We start from the raw sequence: 16,139 nt of genomic DNA on the forward strand, positions 1-16,139 counted from the left end.
ACGTCACCCGCGCCGGGCACGCGAATGCGGCTGCGTACTACCGCGTCCGCGCCACGCATGCCGCGCGCGCACCGGTACGTGTGCCAGATGGCGCGTCATGGGCGACGCATCGGCAGCACGCGTTCGACCATTGAAAAAGCACGCTGCACGAAGCCGTTGAACCGGTCGGCATCACGCCGCAGCCCGGCCTGTTGTCCGCCGATCAGGCACAAGTGCACGGCCTGCCCGACGATCTCGGCCTCGCCCGGCGTGCGCACCAGCCGGCGCGACGTGTCGATCGCAAACGCGAGCCGCGCCGCATCGACGCGCTGCTGGCATTCCGCGACCAGCGGATCGTGCAACGCCCAGGCGCGGATCGCGATTTCACGCCCGGGCCGTTTCTCGGCGGCAATGCGCAGGTAGCGCAACAGCGTGTCGCCGGCACCGTGGCCCTCCGCCGCATACGCCAGCATGCGCGCGGTGTAGTCGTCCTCCCACGCGGTCAGCAACGTCCTGACGAAGTCCTCGCGATTGCGGAAGTGGTGATAGAACGATCCGCGCGTCACGTTCAGCCGACGCGCGAGGCTCTCGGCCGAAATCCCCGCGTACCCCTCTCCGTCGAGGGCGTCGAAGCCCGCGGCAATCCAGTCATTTCGCGTCAGTGTGCTCATCGTCATCGCCATACAGGCTGTGTATGGTGCGGCATGGACAGATAGGCTGCGCACTCTATCACGGCCGCCGCCGCTTCCGGCAGCGCGCCATTACATAAGGAGTCCGCCTTGAAAGACATCGCGCTCATCGCATTCGACCGGTTCACCGATATCGACCTGTTCCTGATGTGGGACATTCTCGGTCGCAACAGCAAGGACTGGCGCGTCCGGATCCTGGGCGCGCAGCCGGTGCTGCGTTCCGCCCATGGCCTGGCGATCCCGACGCACGGCCCGCTCGCCGACGCCAATCGCGCCGACGCGGTCCTGTTTTCGAGCGGCAAGGAAGGTGTACCGGCCGCGCTCGCCGATCCCGGTTTCCTGCCGTCGTTCGATCTCGATCCCGAACGCCAGCTTGTCGGGTCGATCTGCGGCGGCGCCTTCATTCTCGAACGGCTCGGGCTGCTACCGCAGCGCCGCGCGACGACGCACCCCGAAGCGCGGCAGGGTTTGCAGGCAGTCGGGCTGCAAGTGATGGACCAGCCGCTGGTGTGTCACGGCAACGTCGCGACCGCGGGCGGATGCCTTGCGTCGCTCTATCTGACGGGATGGCTGGTCGAATCGATGTTCGATGCGGACAAGCGGCGCGAAACGCTGCTGCCCGTGCTGCCTGCCGGGCAACGGGAGACTTACGAGGACCTGATCGAGTTCAGCATCAGGCAGGGTGCGGGACAAGCGACGGGCCCGATCCGGATCGTCGAAGGCGAAAACGGGCTCGCGGCATGACGCGCGGATCGATGGGCTGTCGATAGCCGGCACCCTTCTGCATCGTCGCGCCTCGTGCGTCCTGCCAGGCCAACGGCGCATCGGGACGCATTCGCGGGTGATCCCAGGCATCGATCGGATCGGCTTGTGCCGCACGGATGGTTGTTTGCCGGGCTGAACGAGTCCGTCGTGGGCCGGGAAATGCTAACCTCTCGGCCTCTCTGAACGACACCGCGTGAAGCAACAGGATTCGACCATGCAAACCGTTGCGGTACTGGACTTCGAAACAACCGGGCTTTCGCCGAACCTGGGTGATCGTGCGACCGAAATCGCCGTCATCCTCCTCCGGGACGGACAAGTCGTCGATCGTTTCCAGAGTCTGATGAATGCAGGCAGACGCATACCGTCGGACGTCGTCGCGCTGACCGGCATCACGAACGAGATGATCGCATCGGCGCCGCCGGCATCGAAAGTCATGAAGGAAGCGGCTGCGTTCGTCGGCAAACACGCGGTCGTGGCCCACAACGCCGGTTTCGACAAACGGTTCTGGCAGGCGGAACTCGGGCTGCTTGGCATGACGGCCGAGCATGCCTTTGCCTGCACGATGCTCGTGGCGCGACGCATTTACCCGGACGCGCTGAGTCATCGCCTGTCGAGCCTCGCGGACATGCTGCGGCTGCCGAAATCGGGACGAGCGCACCGGGCGATGGTCGATGCCGAAATGGCCAGCCACCTGTGGTGCAGGCTGCAGCAGGACATTGCCCGGACTTACGGGCTGGACCGTATCGATCACGCGCTCATGACACGTGTCCAGGCAACGGCGAAGGCGAAAGTGCCGATGTACCTGCGCTCGCTCGCGGGCGCGCATGCGTGAGAATCGGTCGACGGCCGCGGGCGATCGCTGTCGGGCACATGACCGATTGCCGCATCTCGCGTGCCACGACGTTTCATGAGTCAGGCAGCATGTGAGCGCAAAACGGCTTGGGAATCTCCCGACACGCATTGAAAAAAGGCCATGCAGTCGCATGGCCTTGTTCAACGATTGCCGCAGGTACTGAAAATTCGTTATCAGGTGCCTCAGGCGAAAACGGCATTCAGCGTCGCAAGGATTGCGGTCTGGCTGCCCCCTGCCAACGGAACCGTCACCGTAGATCCACTGAAGCCGACCACGCTTTGTCCGGCCGGAGCAGACTGTACGAAACCATTCCGGGTGGTCGAGCCGGCCATACTGCCGAACGGGCCATAAGTCGCCCCGCTTTTCCCGGTCAATGTGAGTTGCAAAACACATTGCCAGCCGTACCACACGCCCGTGTAGCCGGAAATGGACACGATCGGATCGTCAAGCGGAATATTGATGACCTGGGCAGTCCCGCTGTTTCCGCCGTGTTGCACCAAGGTAAATATTCCGGTTCCCGTTCCCTGGGTGCCGGTGTTATAGGGCCCCGTCCCGGTATTGACGGCCTGAACCGCGTTGAGTACGTCGCCTGACCGGATCGTCACTCGGGTTAGGTTGGGATTACCTGCGGCGCTGATAATCGGTGTGTCGTCGAAGGTGTTGCTGGTGGGCGGATTGCCGAGTTGATCAAGAATCATGAACTGCGCCTGCTCGAACTGGAAGTTTCCAGAATTGAAGCGCCAGACGAAAATGTCCTGATAATCGTACCGCGTACCCCCGGAAGAAAAACCTTCCGAAACCATGCTCCAGACCTGTTGCGCACTGGCATTGGGGGCTGAATTTCCTGGTTCGAACTGAGCGCCATAGCCAATCCTGGACGGCGATATGCCGGCATCAAGAAAATCCGACAGTGGCGTGCCGTCGTAGAATTGAGGCGAGAAAAAATCGAACTGGCTATTGACCGTAGCGTAATCAATCGAACTGGTGGGCCATGCAGGCGTGAATGATAGATAATATTTCACCGGCTGCCGATCGAATTCGGCGCGAATTGCAGAAAACAGAATCTGGAACTGCGATCGCGTCATTTTATCGGAAACATCGCCTTCCCAATCGATATCCAGGCCATTCATTCCGTTATTCCGGAGATATGTCACCAGATTATTCGCAAAATTGGCCGCCTGCGTTTGCGGATCCCCACCTCCCGAGAAAACCGCCGCCAATGTATTGGCGCCGGAATACACCATCGTGGCCAGAAATTTGATTCCAGGATTCACCTGGCGCGCATCACGGAGTACAAAATTCAAATAATCCTGATTGGTCAGCCCACCCGAATGCGATGCGTTGCCGATCTGGATCGTGGAACCCTGTGCGGCAGGAACGACTTCGAAAAAAGCAATGCCAAGAAAATTTGCACTGTCGTAAACCTTGCAATCGATCAGCGATTGATAGCAACTTTCGGGACTGTTGTAGTTGGTTTGTGGCGGTTCGTCTTCGTTCAAGAAAATCCACGCATTGATGCCGTTTTGTAGGTTTGCCATTTTTCTTTCCTGTGACGTAGCGTTTTTTGGCGGTGGCGCACGACGCTGCAACTACAGTAGAAGGCCACCAAATACCACGGCCAATTGACCGTGGCGCATCGGCAATGCGGTCACGCCCGGAGACGATACAGCCACGTAATGAACCAAGGCGTTCCACGTTGCTGAAGACCATTATAGGAAGTGGAAAAAGATAAAACGGTGCAAACTGCGCGAAAAAACATCGATCCTTTGGAGAAACACGCGACACCAATTCGACGACAAAATCCCTGTCGAGCGCAACAATGCACTTTCGGATTCGCCATTCCGGCTTCATTACGCCAACTGGCGACGCATTCAGCGAAGGGCTTCGACGTGGCGCACGGCCGCCGTCGCTTCTCTTCACTCAATAATACGGTTAATCGTATCGAAGAAAGGAAATATGCCCGCCGGAGATACTGCGACATGCATGCCGTCGCGGTCGGCGATCTTGTACAGGGCTGTACGGGATTCAAGAGGATTGCGGAATGCGAATTCAGTGAGCCTCGTTTCTTGTTCTCGTGATTGGTACCGCTTTTACCGTTACCAATCACGAGCCCTCGATGTGCCCACAAACCCGCACCGCGTCCCGCATTCTGGAAGGAGTTTTACTGCCACGACCGAATCCCGTTACCCGGAGATTATCGAGTCGCAATCGTGCATTCGGCTACCGCCCGCCCCACTGTCATTGGCAGCGCATACGCGGCGGGCAGTCTCCGGATTCGTAGAAAGTTCGCTTCTACGTCAATGGCTTAGAACCATGCGGATCGCAACGAAAACCCTGCAAGGTCCTGCGTCAGCCAATGATTCAAGAGGCGCTTTTTACCGCTCACTCCCACTCGATTGTCGCCGGCGGCTTGCCCGAGATGTCATACACGACCCGGTTGATCCCGCGCACCTCGTTGATGATCCGGTTCGACGCGCGGCCGAGCAGCGCGTACGGCAGGTGCGCCCAGTGTGCGGTCATGAAGTCGGTCGTCTGCACGGCGCGCAGCGACGTCACGTAGTCATACGTGCGGCCATCGCCCATCACGCCCACCGACTTGACCGGCAGAAACACCGCGAACGCCTGGCTCGTCAGGTCGTACCAGGTCTTGCCGACGTCGGCTTCGCCGCACAGGCCGGCAGCCGCATCCTGCGCGGTCGCGGTCGTGTTGCGCAGTTCCTCGATGAAGATCGCGTCGGCGCGGCGCAGCAGGTCTGCATACTCGCGCTTCACTTCGCCGAGAATCCGCACGCCGAGGCCCGGGCCCGGGAACGGATGGCGGTACACCATCTCCGGCGGCAGGCCGAGTGCGACACCCAGCTCGCGCACTTCGTCCTTGAACAGGTCGCGCAGCGGCTCGAGCAGCTTCAGGCCGAGCGTTTCCGGCAGGCCGCCGACGTTGTGGTGGCTCTTGATCGTCGTCGCCTTCTTCGTCTTCGTGCCGCCCGATTCGACCACGTCCGGGTAGATCGTGCCCTGCGCGAGCCACTTCGCCTTCGACAGCTTCTTCGCCTCGGCCTGGAACACCTCGACGAACTCGCGGCCGATGATCTTGCGCTTCGCTTCCGGATCGGTCACGCCGGCCAGGTGGCCGAGGAACTGTTCGGATGCGTCGACGTGCACGACCTTCGCATGCAGGCGGCCTTCGAACATGTCGAGCACCATCTTGCCTTCGTTGAGGCGCAGCAGGCCGTGGTCGACGAACACGCAGGTCAACTGATCGCCGATCGCGCGATGGATCAGCGCGGCTGCGACGCTCGAATCGACACCACCCGACAGGCCGAGAATCACTTCCTCGTCACCGACCTGCTCGCGGATCTTCGCGACGGCTTCCTCGATGTGATTCTTCATGATCCAGTCGGGCTTCGCGCCGGCGATCTGCAGCACGAAGCGCTCGATGATCTGGCGGCCCTTCACCGTATGCGTGACTTCCGGGTGGAACTGCACCGCGTAGTACCCGCGTGCCTCGTCGGCCATCCCGGCGATCGGGCAGCTCGGCGTCGACGCCATCAGCGCGAAGCCCGGCGGCAGCTCGGCCACCTTGTCGCCGTGGCTCATCCAGACCTTCAGCATCCCGTGGCCTTCGTCGGTCTTGAAATCCTCGATGCCGTCGAGCAGGCGCGTATGGCCGTGCGCGCGCATTTCCGCGTAACCGAATTCGCGGTGGTCGCTCCACTCGACCTTGCCGCCGAGCTGCACGGCCATCGTCTGCATGCCGTAGCAGATGCCGAGCACCGGCACGCCGAGATCCCACACGGCCTGCGGCGCGCGCAGCTGGTGGTCTTCGTACGTGCTCGCGTGGCTGCCCGACAGGATCACCGCCTTCGGCGCGAATTCGCGGACGAAGTCGTCGGACACGTCGTTCGGATGGATTTCGCAGTAGACGTGCGCTTCACGCACGCGGCGCGCGATCAGTTGGGTGACTTGCGAACCGAAGTCGAGAATCAGGATTTTGTCGTGCATGGCTGCGGACGGGATGAAGAGAATAAGAAAAGCAGCGCATCGTTTGCATCATGCGCTGCGTCAAAAGCATGGACAGCGGCGTCGGGCGGAAGGCTGCACGCGCGACGCATGGCCGGTCAATCCTGCATCGGCGGGCGCTCGTCGAGTGCGACGGTGCCTGACGACGATTGGCCGGATGCGGCCGATGACGGTGCGGCGGCCGGCGACGCCGCCGCGGGACGGCTGACGACGGGTTCGACGCGCTGCGGCGCGGCCGACGACGCTTGCGCCATCGCCGGCTCGGCCGGACGCGGCGCCGGCGCGCGCGCCTCGAGCGCCTGCGCTTTTTCGCGCCGGCGCACGGCCGATGCGAGCCGCACGCCGCCGAGGCCAAGCACGATCAGTGCAACACCGGCCACGGCCGACAGCACCCTGCCGGCAGCGGCGAGCGCGGGACCGCTGCCGGTGCCGATCGACCAGACGATCGTCAGCGCGCCGGTCAGCCAGTACACATGGCCGACCGCGCGCGCGACGGGCGCGGTGAGATCCCCGTTGAACGCCGCATGAAACGCGAGCCACGCAAGCCCGAGCAACGCGATGCCGAACGCCTGGCCGAGCATCGCCGGCTGGACGTTCGCAAGCTGCAGCGCGTTGAAAAGCGACTGCCAGGGCGTCAGCACGAACAGCACGCCGAACGCCAGCAGCAGCACGGCATCGATGATCAGCACGGCTCGCAGCAGCGGTTTCATCGGCGATCAGTCCACGTGGTAGTTCGGCGCTTCCTTCGTGATCTGCACGTCGTGCACGTGCGACTCGCGCATGCCTGCCGCGGTGATCTGGACGAATTCGGCCTTGTCGTGCAGCTCGTCGATCGTGCGGCAGCCGCAGTAGCCCATGCTGGCGCGCACACCGCCGACCAGCTGGAACAGGATCGCGTTGACCGAACCCTTGTACGCGACGCGGCCTTCGATGCCTTCCGGCACGAGCTTGTCGATGTTCGCCGAGTTGTCCTGGAAGTAGCGGTCTGCCGCGCCGTCCTTCATCGCACCGACCGAACCCATGCCGCGATACGACTTGTACTGGCGGCCCTGGTACAGGAACACGTCGCCCGGCGCCTCTTCGGTGCCCGCGAACATGCTGCCCATCATCACCGCGTTCGCGCCGGCCGCGAGGGCCTTCGACACGTCGCCCGAGAAGCGCACGCCGCCGTCGGCGATGCACGGCACGCCCGTGCCCTTCAGCGCTTCCGCGACGTTCGCGATCGCGCTGATCTGCGGCACGCCGACACCGGCGACAATCCGCGTCGTGCAGATCGAACCCGGGCCGATACCGACCTTGACCGCGTCCGCGCCGTATTCGACGAGCGCCTTCGCGGCGGCGGCCGTCGCGATGTTGCCGCCGATCACTTCGACGTGCGGGAAGTTCTGCTTGACCCAGCGAACGCGCTCGAGCACGCCCTTGCTGTGGCCGTGCGCGGTATCGACCACGATCACGTCGACGCCGGCCTGCACCAGCAGCTCGACGCGTTCTTCGTTGTCCGGGCCGACGCCGACCGCCGCGCCTGCGCGCAGCTTGCCGTGTTCGTCCTTGCACGCATCCGGGTGCTCGGTCTGCTTCGTGATGTCCTTGACGGTCATCAGGCCGCGCAGTTCGAATGCGTCGTTGACGACCAGCACGCGCTCGAGGCGGTGGCTGTGCATCAGCGCCTTCGCTTCGGCGAGCGGCGTGCCTTCCTTGACCGTGACGAGGCGCTCGCGCGGCGTCATGATCGACTTGACCGGCTCATCGAGGCGCGTTTCGAAACGCAGGTCGCGGTTCGTGACGATGCCGACGAGCTGCGGGCCTTCGACGACCGGGAAGCCCGAGATGCCATGCTGGCGCGACAGCGCGATCACGTCGCGCACCTTCATTTGCGGCGGCACCGTGATCGGGTCGCGGACGACGCCCGATTCGAAACGCTTGACCTTCGCGACCTCGCGAGCCTGCTCGGCCGGCGTGAGGTTCTTGTGGACGATACCGACGCCACCCTGCTGGGCCATCGCGATCGCGAGGCGACCTTCGGTGACCGTGTCCATCGCGGCGGACACGAGCGGCATGTTCAGGGAGATGTTGCGGGTCAGCTTGGTCTTGAGGCTGGTGTCGCGCGGGAGAACGTCGGAGAAGGCGGGAACGAGGAGCACGTCATCGAAAGTGAGTGCTTTTTGGATCAGACGCATGGCAAATCCTATGGGCGCAAAAGCGAATTATACGCGAAGCGCCGTGAATTTTCACAACACGAACAACGGCTTAGCCGGTTTCGGCCGTTCGGGGGCCGAATCGTTCGGTTCGCCGTTCGGTTCGTTTTCGATCGCCTTTCGTTTCACCGCCGCATCGAGCCATTCGCGCAACGGGCGGCAATACGGCCCATCTGCCTGTTGCAAACGGGTCACGTGGCCGAAGCGGTCGCGGCGAAGCAAGGCCCGGCAACGTGTCGAATCGGCCTGCCTACCTTGAGTTATAGCAGCCCGGCCGCGCGCGCGATCATCGCGATGCCACCGCCGACCGCCACGCAACCGGCGATCCGCTCGACACGCCCGCCGGGCGGCGCGAGACGCTCGGCGGTGATCGCGACCGTCACGGCAGCCATCACGCGCAGGTCCATCATGCCGGCCGCCAGCGCGATCGCCATCAGGTTCCCGCAACAGGCGCCGCAGTGCATGGCGCCCCGCACGCCGTGCCACCATGCCGCACCGGCAACCGCCGACGACCGGTGTGCGTCGCCTGCCGCATGCCGGCAGCACGCCAGCCGCCGGGCCTTCCACGCGGAGAATTGCAGCATGCCCGCAACCGACACGACCGCGCCGGCCGCAAACGGCAGCGCACGGGCAAATGCCGGCAACCGTGCGGCGGCGGCCGTCAGCGCGGCGCCGGCCGGAAACACGAGCGTCCCGAGCGCCATCCACACCGCGAAGTACCCGGCGCCCGCCACCACGACGAGCCAGGCGGAACGCGCCGTCGCCACCGGGCCGATGCGCTGCCGGTATCGCCAGAGCATCGGCGCCAGCACCGGCAGCATCATCGTCACCGTCATCGCGCCCCACATTCCGGCGAACGCCGCGAATGCGCGTCCGGCGCTTCGGCCGCACGGCTGCAGCCATGCGGCCGAAGCCATCCAGCCGCCGGCCATCGGTTCGCGGCCCATCGCGGCCATCGACGCATGCTGCGCCACGGTCGCGAGCGCGGCAACGGCGAACACGGCCGCGAGCGCCGCGCCGAAGGCTCGCGGACCGGGGCCAGCGTCGCCGGCCGGCGGCCGTGCCATCGCCCGCCCCCGCCCGTCGCCGGCGCGCTCAGCCGCGTGCGTACTCGTCATGACGGCGCCACCACGGGCCGGCCTCGTTGCGTCCGCGCGGCGCGCGATCGAGCCACTGGTACATCCCCCACAGCCCGTCGAGCCCGCGCGCATAGGTGGAGTACGTGTGATAAACGGCGTCGTCCTCGCGCACGAACGCGCTCATCCCCGGCCGGTCGAGCGAATACGTGCGCGCATCGGTGCCGCACGTCGCAGCGAACTGCACGACGGGTGCCGGCGGCGGATCCATGTCCATCGCGTGGCCGGCCAGCGCGTAGTTGTATTCGACGGTGCCCGCGCGCTGCTGCGTTTCGGTGAACGACACATTGAAGTCGAAGTTGAAATCGCTGCCGACCGACGACGCCCACGGGAAGCGCCACCCCATTCGCTGCCGGTAAGCGAGGAGTTTCGCGAGCGGCGCACGCGACACGGCGGCGAGCGTCACGTCGTGGTTCGCCAGGTGCACGGCGAAGCCGTCGAAACCGTCGGCGAGCGCCGAACACGACGGGCAGCCTGCCTTGTAGTCGGGGCCGAACATGAAGTGATAGACGAGCAGTTGCGAACGGCCGCGAAACAGGTCGCCGAGCGTGGCCTGCCCGTCTTCGGTGTCGAACCGGTAGGTCTTGTCGACGCGTACCCAGGGCAGCGCCTGGCGCCGCCGCGCGAGTTCGTCGCCTTGCCGCGTCAGCGCCTTTTCCGCGTCGAGCAGCGCTCGCCGCGCGGCCAGCCATTCGTCGCGCGTTCCGGTGAGATGGGTCGTCATTGCGGGTTCCTCCTTCCGATGGGTATCCGGGCACGGCGTCCGGTGCCGTGTGCGTGGTGCTAGATTAGTGGCGGGCATCGAGCCGGAGGGAGTGACAAGTGTGTCGGGATTCGGATGGATTCGGATGGATTCGCTGATCACGGCGGCCGCGCGCGCGCTCGCGGCCGGTGACGCGCTCGGCGCGCTGAACCGCGTCGCGCTGCGCGACGATGCGCCGGCGCTCGCGCTGCGCGGGATCGCGATGGCGCAGCTCGGCGATTTCGAACGCGCGCGCACACTCGTGCGCGGCGCCGCACGCGCGTTCGGCCCTCGGGAGGCCGTGGCGCGTGCGCGCTGCGTCGTCGCGGAAGCGGAGATCGCGCTCGCATCGCGCGACTTGCGCTGGCCGACACGCGCGCTCGATGCCGCCTGTGCAACGCTCGACGCGCACGGCGACCGCGCGAACGCCGCGCACGCGCGCTACCTCGGCGTGCGACGGCTGCTGCTGGTCGGCCAGCTCGACGACGCCGAGCGGATGCTCGCGAATCTCGATCCCGCGCCGCTGCCGGCTGCATCGCGCGCCGCCCATGAGCTGATCGCGGCCGGCATCGCGATGCGCCGCATCCGCACGCAGGCGGCCCGCGCGGCGCTCGTGCGGGCGCGCGCGGCAGCCCGCGACGCCGGCATCGCCGCGCTGACGGCCGAGATCGACACCGCGGCACGCGTGCTCGACGCACCGGCCGCGCGCCTCATCGCGCGCGGCACGTCGCGGCTCGTGCAGCTCGACGAAGTCGAGACGCTGTTCGCGTCGAACGCACTCGTCATCGATGCGTGCCGCCACACGGTGCGCGACGCGCGCACGACCGTGTCGCTCGCGCGGCGGCCGGTGCTGTTCGTGCTCGCCCGCGCGCTCGGCGAGGCATGGCCGGCCGACGTGTCGCGAAACGCGCTCGTCGCGGCCGCGTTCCGCGCGAAACACGCGGACGAATCGCATCGCGCGCGCCTGCGCGTCGAGATCGGCCGGTTGCGCGCGGTGCTGCGGCCGCTCGCAAACATCGTCGCGACGCCGCGCGGCTTTGCGCTCGAACCGCTCGGCGTACGCGAGACCGTCGTCCTCGCGCGCCCGGTCGACGATCGCCACGCAGCCGTGCTCGCGCTCCTCGCCGATGGCGAAGCATGGTCGAGTTCCGCGCTGGCGCTGGCCCTCGGCGCGAGCCAGCGCACCGTGCAGCGCGCGCTCGACGTGCTCGCCGAAGCCGACAAGGTCCAGGCGCTCGGCCGCGGCCGCGCGCGCCGCTGGATGACGCCGCCGCTGCCCGGTTTCGCGACGACCTTGTTACTCCCTGCCCCGCTGCCGGGAGATTAGGATGACCTCACCGAACGACGAGGTGACGAACATGAAACGCTCCAGTGCAGAGATCCTTCGCGAATACGGCCCGTTTCCCGGCGTCGACGGCGTACACGGCGTCACGTTCGACGGGAAGTACGTGTGGTACGCGTCCGGCGACAAGCTGAATGCGCTCGACCCGGAGCGCGGCACGACCGTCCGCTCGATCGACGTCGCCGCGCACGCGGGCACGGCGTTCGACGGCCGCCACCTGTACCAGATCGTCGAGGACCGCATCGAGAAGATCGACCCCGAATCGGGCCGCGTGCTCGCGACGATTCCCGCTCCCGGCGGCGGCGGCGATTCGGGGCTGGCATGGGCCGAAGGCGCGCTGTGGGTCGGCCAGTACCGCGATCGCAAGATTCATCAGGTGGATCCGCAGTCGGGCGCCGTGCTGCGCACGATCGAGTCGAACCGCTTCGTCACCGGCGTGACGTGGGTCGACGGAGAGCTGTGGCACGGCACCTGGGAAGCCGACCAGGCCGACTTGCGGCACATCGATCCGCGCACGGGCCGGGTGCTCGAGCAGATCGACATGCCGGTCGGCGTCGGTGTGTCGGGGCTCGAATCCGACGGCCACGACCGCTTCTACTGCGGCGGCGGCAACAGCGGCACGTTGCGCGCCGTGCGGCGGCCCGCGCGGGCGCGGGAACCGGGCGACGGTGCGGCGACGCCCGATCCGGCTGACGACTGATCCGCCGCCTGCCGCGATCGCTGCTGCGCGCGGCGCGCCCACCCACCGGCCTGCACCGAGTGCAGGAATGAACAAGACGACGCCGCGACGGCGTCGCTAAGATGCGCGCTCGTCAGTCATGTTCGGAGCGGTCGATGCAGCGCGGTGTGGTCTATGGTGTCCTGGCAGGTGCCCTGTGGGGCATGGTGTTTCTCGTTCCGCGGCTGCTGACCGACTTCTCGCCGCTGCTGCTGAGCGCCGGCCGCTATGCGATGTACGGTCTCGTGTCGCTCGCGGCCGCGCTGCCGGCCGCCCGCTCGCTGCTCGCGCGGCTGACCCGCGAGGATCTCGTCGCGCTGGTCAGGCTCGCCGTCATCGGCAACGTCGCGTACTACATGCTGCTGTCCGGTGCGGTGCACCTGATCGGCATCGCACCCAGCTCCCTGATCGTCGGCGTGCTGCCCGTCACGGTGACGCTCGCAGGCCTCGGCGACCACGGCGCCGTGCCGCTGCGCCGGCTCGCCGCCCCGCTGGCGCTGGTGATCGCGGGCATCGTCTGCATCAACGTCGACCTGTTCACGTCCGAGGCCGCGCATGCGACGACGCTCGGCCAGAAACTCGCCGGCATCGCCTGCGCGGCGGGCGCGCTCGCGAGCTGGACCTGGTATGCGGTCGCGAATGCACGTTATCTGCAGCGCCATCATCGTTTCGGCGGCAACGAGTGGTCGGTGCTGTGGGGTGTCGTGACGGGCCTGATCGGCGGGCTCGTCTGGATCGCGATCCTCGCGCTGCCGGCCGGCACGTTCCAGGAAACGGTGCCCGCGTCGCGCTGGCAGTTGTTCTGGCTGCTGAACCTCGTGCTCGCGATCGGTGCGTCGTGGCTCGGCAACGGGCTGTGGAATGCGGCGTCGAAGCGGCTGCCCCTCACGCTGTCGGGCCAGCTGATCGTGTTCGAAACCGTATTCGCGATGCTTTACGCGTTCGTGTACGACCGGCGGATGCCGCATGCGCTCGAGATCGCCGCGCTGGTGCTGCTGCTCGCCGGCGTCTATGGATCGGTGCGCCGGCATGGCGACACGCCCGCCGGCGGCGGGACGTCAGGAAGCGCGCCGGGAAGCGAGGCGGCAAACGCGAATGCCGCAGCCCACTGAACGCCGCGGCGTTTGCTCAGACGAATCGAGCTGAAAGACGCGGATCGCTCCGCGTCAGCGCGCGTCCTTGTGCATCCACTTGCGGCCCTCGATGGAGCCGTCGCGACGCGACTTGTCGACGCGCCGCTGGCGCGCGAGCTTCGGATCGACGATCAACGGGCGGTAGATCTCGACGCGGTCGTGGTCGGCGAGCAGCGTGTCGAGCGGCGCGAGCTTCCCGTACACGCCCGTCTTCGCGTTCGCGAGATCGATTTCCGGATGCAGCGCGAGCACGCCGCTCGCATCGATCGCCGAACGAACGGTCGCCCCTTCGGGGAGCGACAGCGGAATCAACGTCTGACGATCCGGCAGCGCGTAACAGACTTCGATCGAGAGCATCGCGTCACCCCTTCCCGTAGCGCTGGTCGGCGCGCTTCACGAACGAATCGACGAACGTGTTCGCGATGTGGCTGAACACCGGCCCGATGATCTTCTCGAGCAGGATGTTCGAGAACTCGTAGTGCAGCGCGAATTCGATCTTGCACGCATCGGCACGCAGCGCCGTGAAGCGCCACGAGCCCGTGAACTTCTTGAACGGGCCGTCCGTGAACTCCATGTCGATCCGCGTCGGGCGCTGCTGCGTGTTGCGCGTCGCGAAGTGCTGCTTGATGCCCTTGAAGTTGATGTCGATGCGCGCTTCCATCCCGCTCTCGTCCTGACGGCGAACCTCGACACCGCCGCACCAGGGCAGGAAATTGGGGTAATCGGCCACGTCGGTGACGAGGTCGAACATCTGTTCCGCCGAATGACGGATCAATACGGTTTTCTGGACATCTGCCATAAATCGCGCGGCATCGCTCAAGGTGAGAACGCAAGCCGGGCGATTCTCGCCCCGCTTTGCTAAAATCGTGATTTTAAACGAGTTGGCCCAATCCATTCATGAGCATCATCGACAACAGGAAAGCGCACTTCGATTATCACATCGAGGAACGCTACGAGGCGGGGCTCGTGCTGGAGGGCTGGGAAGTCAAGGCGCTGCGCGCCGGGCGAGGCCAGATCAAGGAAGGCTACGTCGTGGTGAAGAACGCCGAGATCTTCCTGATCGGCACCCATATCAGCCCGCTGCCCGAAGCCTCGACGCACATCAAGCCCGACCCGGTTCGCACGCGCAAGCTGCTGCTGCACCGTGAGGAAATCAAGAAGCTGATCGGCAAGGTCGAGCAGCGCGGCTACACGCTCGTGCCGCTGAACTTCCACTACAAGGGCGGCCGCGTGAAGTGCGACATCGCGCTCGCGAAGGGCAAGAAGCTGCACGACAAGCGCGAAACCGAGAAGAAGCGCGACTGGGAACGCGAAAAGGCACGCATCATGCGCGCCGGCACCTGACGCGCGACGCACCCCGCAAACGACACGGCCCGCTCGAAGCGGGCCGTGTTGCTTTGGACTACGTGAATCGCCGACGCCGGCTGCGCGGCGGCGGCTGAGGCGACGCGGCCGAGGCGGCCGAGGCGGCTTTCGGCACGCCATACCGCCTGCGTCGGCTGAAGAAAGGTGCCGCGGGCATCATCTGCGCCCCGGCTGCGCGACGATTCGCCGCACACCGATCGCACGCAGCGCGCCCTTCGCACACCGCGTACGTCCGACTCAGGCCTTCCCGCCCGAGGCCGCCCCCGCGTTCTTGACGATCGTCAGCGCCGACGAGATCGCGGTGCCGAGATCCGACAGGTTCGACGGCACGATCAGCGTGTTGCCCTGCTTCGCGAGATTCGAGAACGCCCCGACATACTGCTCGGCGACCTTCAGGTTCACCGCATCCATCCCGCCCTGCGACTGGATCGCGTTCGCGATCTTCTGGATCGCCTGCGCGTTCGCCTCGGCCACCGCCAGAATCGCAGCGGCCTCGCCCTGCGCCTGGTTGATCGCAGCCTGGCGCTCGCCTTCGGATTTCTGGATCGCCGCTTCGCGCGCGCCCGACGCGAGGTTGATCTGCTCCTGCTTGCGGCCTTCGGATGCGGCGATCAGCGCGCGCTTTTCACGCTCCGCGGTGATCTGCGCCTGCATCGCATGCAGGATTTCCTTCGGCGGCGTCAGGTCCTTGATCTCGTAACGCAGCACCTTCACGCCCCAGTTCGCCGCGGCCTGGTCGAGCGCCGACACGATGTTGTGGTTGATGAAGTCGCGCTCCTCGAACGTCTTGTCGAGCTCGAGCTTGCCGACCACCGAACGCAAGGTCGTTTGCGCGAGCTGCGTGATCGCGAGCACGAAGTTGCTCGACCCGTAAGACGCCTTCATCGGATCGGTCACCTGGAAGTACAGCACGCCGTCGACCTGCAGCTGCGTGTTGTCGCGCGTGATACAGACCTGGCTCGGCACGTCGAGCGGGATTTCCTTCAGCACGTGCCGGTACGCGATGCGATCGACGAACGGCAGCACGATATTCAGGCCGGGCGACAGCGTCGCGTGATAGCGCCCGAAGCGCTCGAGCACCCACGCATGCTGCTGCGGCACGATCTTCACCGTCTTCGACACGATCACGATCGCGATGACGAGCAGGACAACCCAGATGATCAGCGAATCCATGAAATATTCCCTCCTTGTTGTATCGGCGG

At 65.7% G+C, this 16,139-nt stretch carries 18 protein-coding genes; 7 read left to right on the top strand and 11 right to left on the bottom strand.

What is annotated here, in order from left to right; all coding sequences use genetic code 11:
• Nucleotides 1-95 precede the first annotated feature (95 nt).
• Nucleotides 96-650: a TetR/AcrR family transcriptional regulator gene (locus PQB87_RS11295; RefSeq protein ID WP_042975612.1), complete on the bottom strand. Its 555-nt coding sequence runs from the start codon at nucleotides 648-650 to the stop codon at nucleotides 96-98.
• A 108-nt stretch (nucleotides 651-758) separates the two neighbouring features.
• Between PQB87_RS11295 and PQB87_RS11300 the strand changes: the two genes are divergently transcribed.
• Both PQB87_RS11300 and PQB87_RS11305 read left to right on the top strand, forming a co-directional pair.
• On the top strand, nucleotides 759-1,412 hold the full coding sequence (locus PQB87_RS11300; protein WP_174413470.1) for a DJ-1/PfpI family protein: 654 nt from the start codon (nucleotides 759-761) through the stop codon (nucleotides 1,410-1,412).
• Nucleotides 1,413-1,647: 235 nt separating this feature from the next.
• Complete coding sequence (locus tag PQB87_RS11305; protein WP_059494117.1) at nucleotides 1,648-2,265, top strand: 3'-5' exonuclease; 618 nt, start codon at nucleotides 1,648-1,650, stop codon at nucleotides 2,263-2,265.
• Between the two features lie 203 nt (nucleotides 2,266-2,468).
• On the opposite strand, the gene PQB87_RS11310 is transcribed toward PQB87_RS11305, so the two are convergent.
• The gene (locus PQB87_RS11310; protein ID WP_489241836.1) at nucleotides 2,469-3,824 is read right to left on the bottom strand and encodes a glycosyl hydrolase family 18 protein; all 1,356 of its coding nucleotides are present in this window, start codon (nucleotides 3,822-3,824) and stop codon (nucleotides 2,469-2,471) included.
• Nucleotides 3,825-4,004: 180 nt separating this feature from the next.
• On the opposite strand from PQB87_RS11310, the gene PQB87_RS11315 reads away from it, so the two are divergent.
• On the top strand, nucleotides 4,005-4,364 hold the full coding sequence (locus PQB87_RS11315; RefSeq protein WP_489241838.1) for a hypothetical protein: 360 nt from the start codon (nucleotides 4,005-4,007) through the stop codon (nucleotides 4,362-4,364).
• A gap of 304 nt (nucleotides 4,365-4,668) precedes the next feature.
• On the opposite strand, the gene guaA is transcribed toward PQB87_RS11315, so the two are convergent.
• From guaA to PQB87_RS11345, 6 genes are all read right to left on the bottom strand, one after another.
• Nucleotides 4,669-6,288: a glutamine-hydrolyzing GMP synthase gene (guaA, locus tag PQB87_RS11320; RefSeq protein WP_027787108.1), complete on the bottom strand. Its 1,620-nt coding sequence runs from the start codon at nucleotides 6,286-6,288 to the stop codon at nucleotides 4,669-4,671.
• 116 nt (nucleotides 6,289-6,404) lie between these two features.
• Nucleotides 6,405-7,016, bottom strand: coding sequence for a hypothetical protein (locus PQB87_RS11325; protein WP_059490060.1), 612 nt, complete (start codon nucleotides 7,014-7,016; stop codon nucleotides 6,405-6,407).
• Nucleotides 7,017-7,022: 6 nt separating this feature from the next.
• The gene (gene guaB, locus PQB87_RS11330; RefSeq protein ID WP_048020927.1) at nucleotides 7,023-8,483 is read right to left on the bottom strand and encodes an IMP dehydrogenase; all 1,461 of its coding nucleotides are present in this window, start codon (nucleotides 8,481-8,483) and stop codon (nucleotides 7,023-7,025) included.
• Nucleotides 8,484-8,534: 51 nt separating this feature from the next.
• On the bottom strand, nucleotides 8,535-8,723 hold the full coding sequence (locus tag PQB87_RS11335; protein WP_489241842.1) for a hypothetical protein: 189 nt from the start codon (nucleotides 8,721-8,723) through the stop codon (nucleotides 8,535-8,537).
• A 38-nt stretch (nucleotides 8,724-8,761) separates the two neighbouring features.
• Complete coding sequence (locus PQB87_RS11340) at nucleotides 8,762-9,619, bottom strand: copper chaperone (protein WP_369869728.1); 858 nt, start codon at nucleotides 9,617-9,619, stop codon at nucleotides 8,762-8,764.
• Nucleotides 9,597-10,361, bottom strand: a complete 765-nt coding sequence (locus PQB87_RS11345) for a DUF899 domain-containing protein (protein WP_060068136.1) — start codon at nucleotides 10,359-10,361, stop codon at nucleotides 9,597-9,599. Before PQB87_RS11345 ends, PQB87_RS11340 begins: the two co-directional genes overlap by 23 nt.
• Before the next feature lie 124 nt (nucleotides 10,362-10,485).
• Here PQB87_RS11345 and PQB87_RS11350 point away from each other — a divergent pair, with 124 nt between their 5' ends.
• The 3 genes from PQB87_RS11350 (at nucleotide 10,486) to PQB87_RS11360 (ending at nucleotide 13,551) form a co-directional block, all read left to right on the top strand.
• The gene (locus PQB87_RS11350; RefSeq protein WP_233344692.1) at nucleotides 10,486-11,706 is read left to right on the top strand and encodes a helix-turn-helix domain-containing protein; all 1,221 of its coding nucleotides are present in this window, start codon (nucleotides 10,486-10,488) and stop codon (nucleotides 11,704-11,706) included.
• Between the two features lie 31 nt (nucleotides 11,707-11,737).
• A complete protein-coding gene (locus tag PQB87_RS11355; protein ID WP_489242844.1) occupies nucleotides 11,738-12,421 on the top strand; it encodes a Vgb family protein in 684 nt (227 codons plus the stop codon).
• A gap of 134 nt (nucleotides 12,422-12,555) precedes the next feature.
• Nucleotides 12,556-13,551, top strand: a complete 996-nt coding sequence (locus PQB87_RS11360) for a DMT family transporter (protein WP_489241845.1) — start codon at nucleotides 12,556-12,558, stop codon at nucleotides 13,549-13,551.
• Nucleotides 13,552-13,605: 54 nt separating this feature from the next.
• Here the strand turns inward: PQB87_RS11360 and PQB87_RS11365 are convergent, their stop codons facing one another.
• A complete protein-coding gene (locus tag PQB87_RS11365) occupies nucleotides 13,606-13,929 on the bottom strand; it encodes an RnfH family protein (RefSeq protein WP_021159122.1) in 324 nt (107 codons plus the stop codon).
• Nucleotides 13,930-13,933: 4 nt separating this feature from the next.
• A complete protein-coding gene (locus PQB87_RS11370) occupies nucleotides 13,934-14,371 on the bottom strand; it encodes a type II toxin-antitoxin system RatA family toxin (protein WP_027787100.1) in 438 nt (145 codons plus the stop codon).
• A 98-nt stretch (nucleotides 14,372-14,469) separates the two neighbouring features.
• Between PQB87_RS11370 and smpB the strand changes: the two genes are divergently transcribed.
• On the top strand, nucleotides 14,470-14,916 hold the full coding sequence (gene smpB / locus PQB87_RS11375; RefSeq protein ID WP_006478511.1) for an SsrA-binding protein SmpB: 447 nt from the start codon (nucleotides 14,470-14,472) through the stop codon (nucleotides 14,914-14,916).
• Between the two features lie 258 nt (nucleotides 14,917-15,174).
• On the opposite strand, the gene PQB87_RS11380 is transcribed toward smpB, so the two are convergent.
• Nucleotides 15,175-16,110, bottom strand: coding sequence for an SPFH domain-containing protein (locus PQB87_RS11380; RefSeq protein ID WP_014896750.1), 936 nt, complete (start codon nucleotides 16,108-16,110; stop codon nucleotides 15,175-15,177).
• Between the last annotated feature and the right edge of the window lie 29 nt (nucleotides 16,111-16,139).

The sequence above is a fragment of the Burkholderia sp. KL41 genome, assembly GCF_057005415.2.

Coding starts and splice junctions, on each gene's coding strand:
- PQB87_RS11295 (WP_042975612.1), bottom strand. CDS start 650: ATGAGCACACTGACGCGAAATGACTGGATTGCCGCGGGCTTCGACGCC.
- PQB87_RS11305 (WP_059494117.1), top strand. CDS start 1,648: ATGCAAACCGTTGCGGTACTGGACTTCGAAACAACCGGGCTTTCGCCG.
- PQB87_RS11310 (WP_489241836.1), bottom strand. CDS start 3,824: ATGGCAAACCTACAAAACGGCATCAATGCGTGGATTTTCTTGAACGAA.
- guaA (WP_027787108.1), bottom strand. CDS start 6,288: ATGCACGACAAAATCCTGATTCTCGACTTCGGTTCGCAAGTCACCCAA.
- PQB87_RS11325 (WP_059490060.1), bottom strand. CDS start 7,016: ATGAAACCGCTGCTGCGAGCCGTGCTGATCATCGATGCCGTGCTGCTG.
- guaB (WP_048020927.1), bottom strand. CDS start 8,483: ATGCGTCTGATCCAAAAAGCACTCACTTTCGATGACGTGCTCCTCGTT.
- PQB87_RS11340 (WP_369869728.1), bottom strand. CDS start 9,619: ATGACGAGTACGCACGCGGCTGAGCGCGCCGGCGACGGGCGGGGGCGG.
- PQB87_RS11345 (WP_060068136.1), bottom strand. CDS start 10,361: ATGACGACCCATCTCACCGGAACGCGCGACGAATGGCTGGCCGCGCGG.
- PQB87_RS11350 (WP_233344692.1), top strand. CDS start 10,486: ATGGATTCGCTGATCACGGCGGCCGCGCGCGCGCTCGCGGCCGGTGAC.
- PQB87_RS11355 (WP_489242844.1), top strand. CDS start 11,738: ATGAAACGCTCCAGTGCAGAGATCCTTCGCGAATACGGCCCGTTTCCC.
- PQB87_RS11360 (WP_489241845.1), top strand. CDS start 12,556: ATGCAGCGCGGTGTGGTCTATGGTGTCCTGGCAGGTGCCCTGTGGGGC.
- PQB87_RS11365 (WP_021159122.1), bottom strand. CDS start 13,929: ATGCTCTCGATCGAAGTCTGTTACGCGCTGCCGGATCGTCAGACGTTG.
- PQB87_RS11370 (WP_027787100.1), bottom strand. CDS start 14,371: ATGGCAGATGTCCAGAAAACCGTATTGATCCGTCATTCGGCGGAACAG.
- smpB (WP_006478511.1), top strand. CDS start 14,470: ATGAGCATCATCGACAACAGGAAAGCGCACTTCGATTATCACATCGAG.
- PQB87_RS11380 (WP_014896750.1), bottom strand. CDS start 16,110: ATGGATTCGCTGATCATCTGGGTTGTCCTGCTCGTCATCGCGATCGTG.